Genomic DNA, 13,422 nt, shown 5'->3' with positions numbered 1-13,422 from the left:
AAGATGAAATGGAATTTGCGCATGGTTGCGGCGCAACGCGACATCTGGCGTCCGACGCAGCTGCTCAAAGCATTCGAGCAGGTCGACTTCCATCCGTCATTGAGCAAGACTGCGGCCCTGTGGTCTTCGGCGCCGATCACGATCCGACTCGATGACCTGGACAAGATCTGTGCGGCGTTAAACTGCACTGTCGGTGATCTGATGCTGGCGGAAGCTGTTCACGACGCGGATCTCGACGCAGCTCCAGCACGCGCAATCGGCGATCGGTCGGGCCCTGCCGCACCCACTGCCGGGGCCCGGAAGCGCGGAGCCCGCCGCGTTCCACCTCCCAACTGATGTCGGGACGAAACCCTGCCGATGGGGTGGCGGCACGCAATGCCGCCCGGCACACCGAGCGCACGATACGGATGATCGAGCAGACACCCGCGCAGTTCCGTGACGACGTGCAGGCGTGTGTCACTGCGCTGGGCGGCCGCGGTCGACGTAAATCCAGACCGTTGACGGCAGTGACGATTGCCCTCTATCTCAATTTCGCGCTACCGGTCTTGCAGGAATGGGCTGAGACACACCAAAGTCTGCGATCTGTCGATACTGTCGACATCGAGCGCGCTCTCAGCCGTCACTCAGGGCAGTCGAGACATAACGTGCACACGGCCCTGAGGTCGCTCTTTCGCGGACTCAAACGCGAACGTCGCATCTTCGCCGACCCTGCCCGAGAGGTCGCTGGTCGGTACACCCGCAGGATCCTCAGACCGTTACGATCCGATCGCGTACATGGGCTGTTCGATCAGCTGACCAGGCCCGATGACCGGGTGATTCTGGCGCTCGTCGCGGTCCACGCGCTGACGATCGAAGAGGTCATCGGCTTCCGACTCGACCATCTCGACCGTTCGGCAGGACGAGCAACCGTCACCCGTCCACACACCCGCCACACGTTCTGGTTGGACGAGTTCACCGCCGAGGTGCTCCGCGACTGGCTGATCTACCGTCAGCTGCGGTGGCCGACCAGCACGAATCCGTACTTGCTGATCACCCGGATAACTGCGCCTACCGCACTGCCGGGCAGTCGCCACTACATCACCCGCCCATTCCGTGACCTCGGCATCACCGCCCGCGAACTGCGTGTCGATCGCATCCTCGACGAGGCCGCCCACAGCGGCGACCCAGTTGCCCTGATGACCGTGTTCGGTATCGGCACCACCACAGCGGTGCGCTATGTCAGGACCGCGCACCCTGGCCGATTCGACGTAGACCCCACTGCACCCTGACTCGATTCGAAGTTCAGCCAACGGACCGGTCGTCGCCGCAGGTTCGTAAACCGCTCGACGCAGCCAACGGCCTTCCGAAACATACGGGGAGGGGGTATGGTCGACACGTTAGCCAGATACCCCTAGGGGGTATGCAGACAGTCGGAGGAGCGCGACATGATCACCACGCACTACAAAGTCACGGGCATGACCTGCGGCCACTGCGAAGCGTCGGTCCGGGAAGAAGTCGGTGCTGTGGTCGGGGTCGACACGGTCGAAGCATCAGCGTCGGCAGGAACGCTGACGGTGACGAGCATCGGCGAGCCCGACCACGCCCGGGTCATTGCCGCCGTTCGCGATGCCGGATACGCAGCCGAACCGCAAACCGCAGATTCGCCTACCGCGTAACCGCTGAAGTCGTTGCAGGAAGAGGTATTTCGCGATGAACAACCACACGCATTCTGACGTCGGAACGGCTAAGAGAGCTGGCGCGCAGTCGGGGCACGACACGTCCGAACGCAGCGCAGGCCACACCGGACACGGCGAGCACTCCGAACACGGAGGACACACAGGGCATACCGGGCACGGTGGCCATGCCGGTCACGGCGATCACGTCGGCATGTTCCGTCGTCTGTTCTGGATCATGCTGGTCCTCGCCGTTCCGGTGATCGTGGCATCGAACATGTTCGCGATGCTTCTCGGATACTCACTGCCGGACGCGTCGTGGATCGCCTGGGTCTCGCCGACGCTCGGCACCGTGATGTACGCCTGGGGCGGATCTCCCTTCCTCACCGGAGCAGTTGGCGAAATCCGTTCACGTGCACCAGGAATGATGCTGCTCATCGCCCTCGCGATCACCGTCGCATTCATTGCGTCGATGGGCGCGAGCCTCGGCCTGCTCGATCATCAGCTCGACTTTTGGTGGGAACTGGCGCTGCTGATCGTGATCATGCTGCTCGGGCACTGGATCGAAATGCGATCCCTCGCGCAGACCACCTCCGCTCTGGACTCGTTGGCGGCGCTGCTTCCGGACACCGCCGAACGCGTCGACGGCGACGATGTGGTGCCGGTGTCCCCGGCCGAGCTGCAGCGCGGTGATGTCGTCGTCGTGCGCCCCGGCGGCCGAGTACCGGCGGACGGCACCATCGTCTCCGGATCGGCGAGCATGGACGAGTCCATGATCACCGGCGAATCACGCACCGTCCGCCGCAGCGACGGCGACCAAGTTGTCGCCGGCACGGTAGCCACCGACTCCGGTCTGCGCGTCCAGGTCACCGCAGTCGGGGAGGACACCGCCCTCGCAGGCATCGGCCGCTTGGTCGCCGACGCCCAGAACTCGACCTCGCGGGCCCAGCGCATCGCCGACACCGCCGCCGGCTGGCTGTTCTGGTTCGCTCTCGGATCTGCGATCATCACCGCGTTGGTGTGGACGCTATTCGGGATGCCCGACGACGCCGTCATCCGCACCATCACCGTGTTGGTCATCGCCTGCCCGCACGCACTCGGACTCGCGATCCCGCTGGTGGTCTCCATCGCCACCGAACGCGCAGCCCGCGGCGGTGTCCTGGTCAAGGACCGGCTCGCACTCGAAACAATGCGCACGGTGGACACCGTGCTCTTCGACAAGACCGGCACCCTCACCAAGGGTGAACCCACCGTCACCGCAATCGAGGTGACAGACGGGCGCACCGCCGACGAGGTCCTCGCTTTGGCCGCTGCCGCAGAAGCCGACTCTGAACATCCCCTCGCCCGTGCCATCGTCGGCGCCGCACGCGCGCGGAACCTGACCGTCCCGGCTGCAGCCGGTTTTCAGTCGTCTCCCGCTGTCGGGGTCGCTGCGGACGTCGACGGCACCCGCGTGCAGGTCGGCGGGCCCGCGCTGCTCGAGCAGGAGCGCGGATCCGAACTTGCTGTCGCCGACCGGTGGCGGGGCGACGGGGCGATCATCCTGCACGTCCTGGCCGACGGTGCTGTGATCGGTGCCCTTGCGCTCGCCGACGAGATCCGGCCCGAATCCCGCACGGCAGTCGATGCGCTCCACGCTCGGGGTATCGCGGTGGTGATGATCACCGGTGATGCCGAAGCCGTCGCGAAGTCCGTCGCCACCGAGCTCGGTGTGGACCGCTACTTCGCGGGGGTGAAACCGGAAGACAAGTCCCACAACGTTGCTGAACTTCAACAGGAAGGGCGCACCGTGGCGATGGTCGGTGACGGAGTCAACGACGCACCGGCTCTCGCGCAGGCCGATGTCGGTATCGCTATCGGCGCGGGTACCGACGTTGCTATCGCGTCGGCCGGAGTGATCCTCGCCAGCGACGACCCGAGGTCGGTGTTGTCGGTGATCGAACTCTCGCGCGCCTCGTACCGGAAGATGAAGCAAAACCTCTGGTGGGCAGCGGGATACAACCTCATCTCAGTTCCGCTCGCGGCAGGAGTGCTCGCGCCGGTCGGGTTCGTGCTGCCCATGTCGATCGGCGCGATCCTGATGTCGCTGTCGACGATCATCGTCGCCGCGAACGCGCAGCTGCTTCGGCGACTCGACCTCACACCCGACACCATCACCGGAGCGGTGAACGACGGGAGTTCCAATGCTCCGTCGCAGCGCACACCGTCACTGTGAGAGCTGATCTCGTACCGGGAACGCAGCCCTGACAATTGTGGAACGTTGATGGCCGCACCTTCTCCGCCGGAGAGGATGCGGCCATCGTTGTCTATAGCGGGCCGGGTCAGCCGAGCAGCCGCTGCATGGTGTCGATTTCCTGCTGCTGGGTGGCGACGATGGTGCGGGCCATCTCCAGGGCGTCAGGATTGGAACCGTCTGCGATTTCGGTGTTGGCCATCTCGATGGCGCCGGTGTGGTGGGCGATCATCATCGTCAACCACTGGCGGTCGAATTCCGGTCCCGACGCTGCCATCAACGCGTCCATGTCCTGAGCGGTCATCATGCCGCTGCCGGAGCTGTGGTCCATCCCGCCCATGTCACCCATGTCACCCATGTCACCCCTGTCCATGTCGGGCATGGGCTGGCCCCACTCGGTGAGCCAGGTGGTCATCTGGTCCATCTCGGGCTGTTGCGCGGCGGCGATCGCCGATGCCAGCGACAGCACCTCCGGGTTGTCGGTGCGGCCGTTCGCCATGTCGGCCATCTCGACTGCTTGGGCGTGATGCGGGTACATCATCTGCGCGAACATCACGTCGGCATCGTTGAACTCTGCGGACGCGCTTGCTTGGGCCGAGGACATCGGTGCCGAGGACATCGATCCCATCGCATGGCCGTCCATCGACGAATCGGCCGCGTTGTCGCTACAGCCGACGACGAGGAACGCGCTCGCGGCGGCAGCAGCGATCGAGGCAATGACTTTGGTACGCATGAGGAAACTCCTTGCAAGAGTGGGTAGTGCAGAGAATTGGATGTCGTTCGATCCGCCGACAGACACGCGTCTGCCGGGCTCCCTGTCACACTCGCAAGGTCACCGATCTGTCCAACTCCCATAACGTCCACGGCGGCGCACGCTCAAGCGTGGAGTCGGCCCGTCCAATGATCCGGTTCACCGATGTCGGCGCCAGGTCGAGGGCTGCGCTCATCGCCGGGACCGTCAGCGCGGGCCACGACACCGTCGTGCCGACGCAGGGATGCATCATCTGGTGCCCCGACGGGCAGTCATGTTCCCCGGTCATCACCGGAACCGTGGCGTCCGTGTGGGACGGTGCTGCGAACGAGGCATGGCCGCCGCTCATCGATGTGGACATCGAGCCGGTCACGGGCATCGACATCGGTGTCACCGAATGCATCAACAGGACACCGAACACCGTCAGTGCAATCAGTAAAGCTGCCGTCGGAGCTGTGCCCCGTCGACCGTGCCGATTCACTGAGTGCATGCGGCCGATGATACCAACATATACCCCCTGGGGGTACGCCTGTCTCGTCGCGTTCGGTCGTCGAAGCATTTCGTCATGTCTTCGAGGTGTCGAGTCCGAGATCTGTTGCGCGGTTGTAGTCGTCGTCGATGAGCACCACGCTGCGATGTTCCCGGTCGAGTAGTGAGGCCGCGATCGAGGCGCGATAGCCGGAGGCGCAGTGCACCCACACTTTGCCGTCGGGGACTTCTGCGAGTCGGTGCGGCAGTTCGTGAAGGGGGATATTCACCGCACCGGGGATGTGGCCGTCCGCGTACTCGGACTGTTGACGTGTGTCGAGCACAGTGATGTCGGAGTCGGTTGCGGCAAGTCCGGCGAAGTCGGACACCTCGTAGGACCGCACGTGGCCGTCGCCGGCGAGTGAGTGAATCTCACCGACAGCCGAACCGGAGGGGCGGTCGATGCCGATGCGCGCCAACTCTCGAGTGGCATCGTCGATTTGGTCGGAGGTGTCACCGATCAATGTCAGCGGCGCACCCCACTGGTAGAGCCATCCGAGATAGGTCACGAACGTCGTCGACAGCTCGAAACCGAGGGAGCCGTCGAGATGTCCAGCAGCGAAGGCGGTTCGTGCGCGGAGGTCGACGACCCACTGGCCATCGTCGATGCGCCTGCGTAGTTCGTCGGGATCGACAGGCTCCGGGGTGGACAGATCGATCGGGGCCGGACCTTCGGTGTTGATGACGCCCATGTGGGCGTAGTACGCGGGGTAGGCCGACAATCCTGCGATCAACTCGTCGACGTAGGTTTGTTCGTCCTGGGTCAGCGCGGGATTGGACTGTTGCTGTTCACCGATGGTCGACGAGTCGCCGCTGGTGGGGGTCGCGGAGCAGAAGCTACCGAATCCGTGGGTGGGGTAGACCTCGACGTCGGCGGGGAGTTCGGCGGCGATTCGACGGACCGAGTGGAACTGGGCATGGGTGAGCTCGTCGGTGTGTTCGGAGCCGAGTAGGTCGGTGCGGCCGGTGGATCCGTAGAGCATCGAGCCGCCGGTGAAGATCGCGATCGGTTCGTCTCCGAGTTGCAGTACGTAGCTGACGTGATGATGTGTATGGCCCGGGGTGTGCATGACCTGAAACGTCGCCGATCCCGCGTCGACGACATCGCCGTCCCCCACTGCCCGTCGCTCGAATTCGACCGGGTCACCCTCGGGCACAACGTATTCGGCTCCGGTAGCGCGTGCGAGTTCGAGGCCGCCGGTGACGTAGTCGTTGTGGATGTGGGTTTCGAGTACGTGGGTGATCGCGGCGTTCTTCTCCGCGGCCAGTGCCAGGACGCGGTCGATGTCACGTTGGGGATCGATCACGACGGCGATGCCGTCGTGGCTGATCAGGTAGCTGCGGTCGCCGAGGCTCGACGTTTCGATGATGGCGATGTCTGGATCGGTAGCGCTCACGGGGTACTCCTACGGTGTCGTCGGGTCGGCCTCGTTTCTGACGTGAAACGTCCTCGTTCAGGCCAGTGCGAGGAAGAGTTTTTCCAGTTCTGCTTCGGTCATGGGTTCTTTGTTGTCGGCGGTGTCGCCGGTCATGCATTCGCGGAGGCCGGTGGCGACGATCTTGAATCCGGCTTTGTCGAGGGCGCGGGAGACGGCGGCGAGTTGGGTGACGACGTCTTTGCAGTCACGTCCGTTCTCGATCATGCCGATCACTCCGGCGAGTTGGCCGTGTGCGCGGCGCAGCCGGTTGAGTACCAATGCGATGCTGTCTTCGTCGCCGACCATTGCGGTCTCCTGAGGGTGTGAGGGTGGTAGTGGTTTCAGATTACCCCTGGGGGCATCGGGTCGGTGTGTGCGTTCGGTCATGAAAGAACGAGGGTGTCGACAAGTACGTAGCCCGCGACGGCGAACACCAGGTAGGCGAACCACGTGCGCAGCTTGTCGGTATCAATGCGTGTGCTCAGTCGCCCGGCGACCAGCGAGCCTGCAATCGCAGCACCGGCGAACGCGGCTGTCAGTGCCCAGTTCCCGCCGAGCCCGTCGGCCTGAGCGATCAGTCCGGCGGCGGAGTTTGCGACGATGACCACCAGCGACGTTCCGACAGCGACACCCATCTCGATTCCCAGCAACAGCACCAGAGCGGGGATGATCAGAAATCCTCCGCCGACGCCGAACAGTCCGGTGAGGACACCGACCCCGAACCCTGTCGGTATGGACCGTGGTGCGCATCGCCGCCAGTCGATCCCGGAATCCCCTGTCTTGCATGCAGTTCCGACATCGTCGGCGCTGCGCAGCATCCGCGCCCCGGCAATGATCATGACGATTGCGAAGCCGATCATCACGGCCGCCTCGGGCAGATGTCTGCCCAGGGCGCTGCCGACCACGGTGCCGACAATGCCGGTGGCCGCGAAGATCGCCGCCAGCCGCCACTCGACGAGCCGCGCCCGCACCTTGGGGATGGCCCCGGTCGCAGAGGCGACACCGATCACCAGCAACGATGTCGGTATCGCCTCCGACAGGTCCATTCCGAGGGCGTAGACGAGAACCGGGACCGCGAGAATCGACCCGCCGCCTCCGAGGAGACCGAGCAGGATGCCGACGGCGACGCCGAGGACCAGTGCCAGTGCCAGGGTCATCAGCTGTGGGCTGTGTCCTGGCCACCGAGTGCGTCGATGGCGGCCTGGAGCTTGGTGGTGGCCTCGGCCGCGACATCGGAGAGGGCGGGTTCTCCGGTCGCTTGGACCATGATGTCGGGGTTCATCGCTTCGACGATCACCGATCCGGATGTGGCGGTGTCGGCGCGGACGACGACATTGCACGGCAGCAGCAAGCCGATCTGGCGCATGACTCCGACGGCGCGGTGCGCGAGGGTGGGATTGCAGGCACCGAGGATCAGATACTGCTCCATGTCTTCGCCGAGTTTGGCCTTCAACGTGGCCTGCATGTCGATTTCGGTGAGAACACCGAAGCCTTGGTCGGACAGGGCTGATTTGACGGAGTCGACTGCGGTGTCGAAGTCAGTGTCGGTCAGAGTGGTCGAGAGTGCGATGTTCATGAGGGAAATTCCTTTCGGTGGTCGAACTGTGGTGGTGTGGGCCTACCCGATTCGGGGCCGGCGAATACTCGGCACGCCCGCTTTGGTGAGCAGTGCGCTGGCCGGGCACCAGCCAACCGCTGCGTAGAGGGCGAGGTTGGCGGCAGCGAACGCGCTGAGTAGTCGCCATTGCGGTGCGTGTAATTCGCCGAGTGCCAGACCGGTGGCGGTGACACCGGCAGCAAGGGCGGGGACGATACGTTCGATCGGCCATCCTGTGAATGCCGCCGAGTGGGTTGTGTTCGGATCGGTCATGATTGCTCCGTTGGGTGTGGTGAGGGTGTCAGTGAGAGAAGCTGATCGAGGGCAGCACCTTGCGCAGCCAGGCTGGTGACCACCATGCGGCGTGACCGGTCAGACGCAGCAGGACCGGCAGCAGGATGAGCCGGATCAGGAAGGCGTCGAGCAGTACCGCGACACCGAGAATGATGCCCATTTCTTTCGGTGGGAGCGGATCGGAGAGTGCGAAGGTGAAGAACACGGCGACCATGACCGCGGCGGCGGCGAAGATGACGCGGCCGGAGTGGGCGAGGCCGTCGACCTGGGCGGCTTTCGGGTCGCCGGTCTTCTCGTAGTGCTCTTTGGCGGTGGCGAGCAGGAACACGGTGTAGTCCATGGCGATGGCGAAGATCATCGCGAAGAAGAACACCGGTCCCCAGCCGTCGAGGAACCCCTGTGGGGTGAAGCCGAGCAGTGATGCACCGTGTCCGTCTTGGAAGATCAGCTTCGCTACTCCGAATGCGGCTGCGGTCGAGAGCAGACTGACGGCGGTGCCGAGGATCGCGATCAGCGGTGCCTGCAGTGCAACGAGCAGCAGGATGAAACCGAGCGCGAGGATGATCCCGATCACCAGCGGCAGGTAGTCGTTGAGGGCTTGCTGCAGATCGAGGTTCTCCGCCGGTGCCCCGCCGACCAATGCCGACTCCGGGAGCTGCGCGCGCAGGTCACCGAGGATGGTGCCCATACTCTCGTCGGAGGGGTCCACGGCGGGAAGCGCTTGTAGCAGTGAGTAGTTCGAGCCGTCCGCGGCAGGCTGGGGCGGAGTCACCATCGAGATCCCGTCGACGCTGCTGGCTGCGGTGGCGGTCGCGGCGGCGTCGGAAGAGGGGACGACGATCTGCAGTGCGCCGGGTGCGCCGTCGCCGAACTGGGCTTGGACGAGCTCGTAGCCTTGGCGAACCGGTGCATCTTCTGGGACGACGGTGATCGAGGGCATTGCGACTTTCAGTCCGAGGACCGGCAGTGCCAGGACGATGAGGATGCCGACGGAGACCAGTGCGAACGGCCAGGGATGCTTGTGGAGTAGTTCGCCCCAGGCTGCGAATTTCGGGGAGCGGTGCTGCTGGCGTTTGGCGTAGGGCAGGGATGCGGCGTTGACCTTGGAGCCGAGTGCCCCCAGGGTTGCGGGGAGCAGGGTCATGGTGGCGATCAGCACGAACGTGACAGCGAGCATGATGCCGACGGCCATGGTCCGCACGGCCGGTGCGGGAACGAGAAGCACTGCCGAGAGGCTCACCAGGACTGTCAGACCGGACAGGACCACGGCTTTGCCTGCGGTGTCCATGGTTTCGGCGACGGCGGCACGGGGATCGGCGTTGCGTAGTGCGTCGCGGAACCTGGCGACGATGAAGAGGGCGTAGTCGATGCCGAGGGCGAGCGCGAACATCATCGCGAAGTTCATCGCCCACACCGAGATCGGGGTGACGCCGTTGAGCAGCACGAGACCACCGGCGGATGCGACGAGTCCGGCGACGGTGAGTAGCAGCGGCAGTCCTGCGGCGACGAGCGATCCGAACGCGAGCACCATGATCGCCAAGGTGACTGGCCACGAGAATAATTCGGCTTGGATCATGGCATCGTGGTTGGCTTTGTTGAAGTCCGACCACAGTGCGGAGGACCCGGTCGGGTAGACCTCGATGCCGTCGCCGGAGAGTTCGGTCAGTTCGCCTTTGACCTCGTCGACGGCTTTGACCATGTCATCTGTACTTGCGTTTGCGCCGGCGATGAGGATGCCGGTGCGGCCGTCGGGGCTGATGGTCATGCCTGGCTGGGGGGCGATGATCTCGCCGAAGCGAGTGTCACCGTCGAATACGGCCGCGACGTCGGTGAGTGTCTGCTGCACCGCTGCGTCTTCGATCGTGGCGGTGTCGGAGTGAACGACCACTTGCACTGCCGCAGAGGAGTTACCACCGAAATGCTGCTGGGCGAGCTCGCGGACCTGGACGGATTCGGAACCGTTGGCCTGCCAGCCGGCCCCGGCCAAGGATGAGAACACCGATGGCGCAGCCGATCCCAGGGCAACGAGGGCGATCAGCCAGATGCCGAACACCCACCTGCGGCGGGCGACCATCGTGCTTCCCAGGCGGCCTAGTGCGCCGGGTGCCGGTGGCCGATGGCGGTCGTGGCGGCCGGTGGCCGCCGCGGTAGCGGGCTTGGTCACAATTACTTCTCCTAATACGGGTGGGGGTATTCAGAAGCGTTGAAGACGCCCAGAGATTCCTGCGAAATGCAGTGGAGTGCTGTTGGGGTGGGGGTCAGCGACGAAACAGGGAACGAAAGAAGTTGTCGCGTGTAGCTGGGGCGGGTGTCTCCATGGAGCAGGAGCACTGCTGCGACCGCGGAACGTTCTTCATAACGCTGTCGACATGTCGACCGCAGCCAGCCCAGGTGGTCTTACCGCATGCCGGGCACGGGACGGGGTAGCACATGGCGGTCCTTTCTGGCGGGTACATCCCTACTGTGACACATACCTAGGGGGGTATGCAAGTACCCGTGGGGGTATGAGGGAAGGGGTGGGCCGGAGCCGATCGGTAGACGGCATTGGTCTTGCCGGATCAAACGCGAGGCTGTGCTGGCGGCCGCATAAGGCGTTTGATGGTCGCCAGTCTGCGAATGCGGTTGTCCCTCACGGGTTGATGCTCCACGTACGCGCGTGTTGCGACGCTATCGTTCGCGAGTTTCTGCGAACCCGCGCAGTTACATCCCACTTCCATTCCCACACCCAGGCCGGTCCGGACGGGAGCGGCCCAGGAGTGGCGAGCATCGGAGACAACGGATTCGGGGGCATCGACGACGGATGCCCGCGTAGGGGATCGGCGAACCATGAAAGCCGACCGCAAGCGGTCGCACGTCCCCTCCGGGGCCGCCCCATATGGGTCACCAATTTGGTCGTACGAGTCGCCCGAGTCTGACATGCCGGGGACCCCGACCAGTCAACCCACGGTCGCAAGCTCCCTCTTCGGGGTTGACAGGCCACCCTCGTCATGTCGATCGGGGACGTCTCGGCCGAGGGTGCGTTGGCAGCCTTCCATGAACAAGAACCTGCTCAACGATCACCAGATCATCACCGAGCTCATCGGCAATGCCGCTCAGCTCCCCGCCGAAGATCCGCGCGCGGCCCGGTGGGCCACCGAAGCGCTCGCGCTCGCCAGCGCAGCAGAGCTGCCCCTCCTCATCGAGGAGGCCGAAGGAGTGCTCGGACGGATCGAGCACGACACCACCTGCCGGTGGTGCGCCGGGCAGCCGGGAGCAGCCATCCCGGTCGGGTCCTTCTGGTGCATCCACTGAGCACAGGCCCTCCGGGGTCCCGGTCCCACCACGGGGCCGGGCCCCCCTTTTTTTGTCTCCCGCACAGGCTGGAATACCACCGACAGCACTGTCGTTGTAGGACTCGACGGCGTTCGATCCCAATGCCCCGGGTACCAACCATCAGCCGCTACGAGCGGCCACCTGCCGAGAGGCGCACTGGCGAACACCGTCACCCAACATCGAACAGGGCCACGCATCACAGATGCGTGGCCCTGGCTCGTTCGAAACGACCCGTCGACGCGGCCACCGCCGCGCCTCCGAACCTTCTCGTCCAGTCATTCGAGTAAATGACTGTTGCCGGAACCGCCGCGCCGCCCCGTGCGTCCAATAGGACATGGACGACGACGAGCGCGCAGCCATCCGATCGGAAGGCCACGACCCCGACCACCCGGCTGTGCCCCATGCCCTCGACCAGGTGAAACGCGACCTCCGGCTATATCGGCACCTCGCCTGGACCTTCACCGCGGCCGACCTCGACGGCAGCGTCGTTCCCCGCTGAACCTGCTCACCAGCACATTCGACAGTCGAACACGCGTTCGATAGTCTGACGGTAGTTCCCACCGGCACGGCGAAAGGTCGATCCCCATGGCCACCGTCGACGCCATCCCCGACCTGACCGGACTCGACAAGGCCACCCAACTCGATGTCCTGCGCCGCCGCATGGCCACCGTGCCCGGCGGCCGCCGCGACCACGCACCCACCGAACTCCCCACCATCACCGCACCCGAACCAGCGGCGCCCATCGCAGGCGATACGGACCTCACGGGCAAGGCCGACGATCCGGAACCACTCAGCGGCGCTGTACGCGGCAAAACCCTGCGGACCATGCCCGTACCCCCGCCGCTCGCCGCACTGCTCCCACGCCGAGCCCTGGCCCGTGGAACCGCCATCACCGTCACCGGCGCCGGGTCCATGCTCATCGCGCTCGTCGCCGAAGCATCCGCCGCCGGCCACCACGTCGCCCTCATCGGCCAACCACGCCTGAGCCTGCTCGCCGTCCACGAACACGGCGGCGATCTCGCGAAAGTCCACCTCGTCGATCCCGGGGCCGGGGATCCTCTCGACGCCGCCTCGATCTGTCTCGACGGGCTGGATTTGGTCGTCACCACCGTGCACGGACGAGACGTACCACCGACGCGCGCAAGAGCTTTGCTCGCACGCAACCGTCGTCACGCCAATGTGCTGCTGCTGACGGACGGGCACATGCCCGGTATCGATCTCACGATCGCCTCCACCGTCTGCGGCTACGGCGGAATCGAACAGGGCCGTGGGCGCATCAAGTCCATCACCCTCGAAACCGCCGTCCACGGCCGCGGAACACCACACCGCACCGGCCGCTACACCCTCACCGCCCCGAGCTTCGGCGAGCACGGTCTGCGCTGGACACCCGCACCCGCCGACCTCACCGTCCACCGGCCACTCGCGGCCGCGCAATGACCACCGACAACTCCGCCGGCATCTTCGACTCCTGGCCCACCACCTTCGAGCCACCCACCCGCCGCATCGTCGACCCACCGAGGTCAGTGAAAGTGAACGTCTTGTAGACGGGGTTTGCCTCTGACCACTGTGCATCCGATTAGTATCCCGCTGTTTCGGGCCATCACCAACGAGGGTTCGACACCTGCCCGAATCACGCT

15 protein-coding genes are annotated in these 13,422 nt (G+C 64.9%); 7 read left to right on the top strand and 8 right to left on the bottom strand.

Features of this window, described 5'->3' with window-relative positions:
* The first annotated feature begins 3 nt into the window (after window positions 1-3).
* The 4 genes from CH275_RS28020 to CH275_RS28005 all read left to right on the top strand — a co-directional run bounded on the left by CH275_RS28020 (window position 4) and on the right by CH275_RS28005 (window position 3,867).
* The gene (locus CH275_RS28020) at window positions 4-336 is read left to right on the top strand and encodes a helix-turn-helix domain-containing protein (protein ID WP_170945395.1); all 333 of its coding nucleotides are present in this window, start codon (window positions 4-6) and stop codon (window positions 334-336) included.
* Window positions 336-1,268: an integrase gene (locus CH275_RS28015; RefSeq protein WP_143546088.1), complete on the top strand. Its 933-nt coding sequence runs from the start codon at window positions 336-338 to the stop codon at window positions 1,266-1,268. The genes CH275_RS28020 and CH275_RS28015 overlap by 1 nt, the downstream gene beginning before the upstream one ends.
* A 156-nt stretch (window positions 1,269-1,424) precedes the next feature.
* Window positions 1,425-1,655, top strand: coding sequence for a heavy-metal-associated domain-containing protein (locus CH275_RS28010; RefSeq protein WP_063216977.1), 231 nt, complete (start codon window positions 1,425-1,427; stop codon window positions 1,653-1,655).
* A gap of 34 nt (window positions 1,656-1,689) precedes the next feature.
* Window positions 1,690-3,867, top strand: a complete 2,178-nt coding sequence (locus tag CH275_RS28005; protein ID WP_094681415.1) for a heavy metal translocating P-type ATPase — start codon at window positions 1,690-1,692, stop codon at window positions 3,865-3,867.
* A gap of 106 nt (window positions 3,868-3,973) precedes the next feature.
* Here the strand turns inward: CH275_RS28005 and CH275_RS28000 are convergent, their stop codons facing one another.
* The 8 genes from CH275_RS28000 to CH275_RS27965 all read right to left on the bottom strand — a co-directional run bounded on the left by CH275_RS28000 (window position 3,974) and on the right by CH275_RS27965 (window position 10,547).
* A complete protein-coding gene (locus tag CH275_RS28000) occupies window positions 3,974-4,618 on the bottom strand; it encodes a DUF305 domain-containing protein (RefSeq protein ID WP_008720034.1) in 645 nt (214 codons plus the stop codon).
* An 85-nt stretch (window positions 4,619-4,703) separates the two neighbouring features.
* Window positions 4,704-5,126 carry a DUF6153 family protein gene (locus tag CH275_RS27995; protein WP_027494146.1) on the bottom strand — a complete coding sequence of 141 codons (423 nt, stop codon included), beginning with the start codon at window positions 5,124-5,126 and terminating at the stop codon, window positions 4,704-4,706.
* A gap of 73 nt (window positions 5,127-5,199) precedes the next feature.
* A complete protein-coding gene (locus CH275_RS27990) occupies window positions 5,200-6,561 on the bottom strand; it encodes an MBL fold metallo-hydrolase (protein WP_063216981.1) in 1,362 nt (453 codons plus the stop codon).
* Window positions 6,562-6,618: 57 nt separating this feature from the next.
* A complete protein-coding gene (locus CH275_RS27985) occupies window positions 6,619-6,888 on the bottom strand; it encodes a metal-sensitive transcriptional regulator (RefSeq protein WP_032389200.1) in 270 nt (89 codons plus the stop codon).
* A gap of 77 nt (window positions 6,889-6,965) precedes the next feature.
* On the bottom strand, window positions 6,966-7,739 hold the full coding sequence (locus tag CH275_RS27980; protein ID WP_032401339.1) for a sulfite exporter TauE/SafE family protein: 774 nt from the start codon (window positions 7,737-7,739) through the stop codon (window positions 6,966-6,968).
* Window positions 7,739-8,158 carry a DUF302 domain-containing protein gene (locus tag CH275_RS27975; protein ID WP_008720026.1) on the bottom strand — a complete coding sequence of 140 codons (420 nt, stop codon included), beginning with the start codon at window positions 8,156-8,158 and terminating at the stop codon, window positions 7,739-7,741. The genes CH275_RS27980 and CH275_RS27975 overlap by 1 nt, the downstream gene beginning before the upstream one ends.
* A gap of 42 nt (window positions 8,159-8,200) precedes the next feature.
* Window positions 8,201-8,452 (bottom strand): YgaP-like transmembrane domain, encoded by a 252-nt coding sequence (locus CH275_RS27970; protein ID WP_032401340.1) that lies wholly within the window; start codon window positions 8,450-8,452, stop codon window positions 8,201-8,203.
* Between the two features lie 28 nt (window positions 8,453-8,480).
* Window positions 8,481-10,547, bottom strand: a complete 2,067-nt coding sequence (locus tag CH275_RS27965) for an MMPL family transporter (protein ID WP_230074946.1) — start codon at window positions 10,545-10,547, stop codon at window positions 8,481-8,483.
* 959 nt (window positions 10,548-11,506) lie between these two features.
* Between CH275_RS27965 and CH275_RS27955 the strand changes: the two genes are divergently transcribed.
* The 3 genes from CH275_RS27955 to CH275_RS27950 all read left to right on the top strand — a co-directional run bounded on the left by CH275_RS27955 (window position 11,507) and on the right by CH275_RS27950 (window position 13,222).
* Complete coding sequence (locus tag CH275_RS27955) at window positions 11,507-11,764, top strand: hypothetical protein (RefSeq protein ID WP_042940230.1); 258 nt, start codon at window positions 11,507-11,509, stop codon at window positions 11,762-11,764.
* A 355-nt stretch (window positions 11,765-12,119) separates the two neighbouring features.
* Complete coding sequence (locus CH275_RS29720) at window positions 12,120-12,284, top strand: hypothetical protein (RefSeq protein ID WP_157226197.1); 165 nt, start codon at window positions 12,120-12,122, stop codon at window positions 12,282-12,284.
* Between the two features lie 86 nt (window positions 12,285-12,370).
* On the top strand, window positions 12,371-13,222 hold the full coding sequence (locus CH275_RS27950; protein ID WP_094629915.1) for a hypothetical protein: 852 nt from the start codon (window positions 12,371-12,373) through the stop codon (window positions 13,220-13,222).
* Window positions 13,223-13,422 lie beyond the last annotated feature (200 nt).

Origin of the sequence: Rhodococcus sp. 06-235-1A (assembly GCF_002258785.1) — a bacterium.
Classification (GTDB): domain Bacteria; phylum Actinomycetota; class Actinomycetes; order Mycobacteriales; family Mycobacteriaceae; genus Rhodococcoides.
The sequence above is the reverse complement of the archived record's forward strand: the minus strand, read 5'-3'. Positions and strand labels throughout refer to the sequence as shown.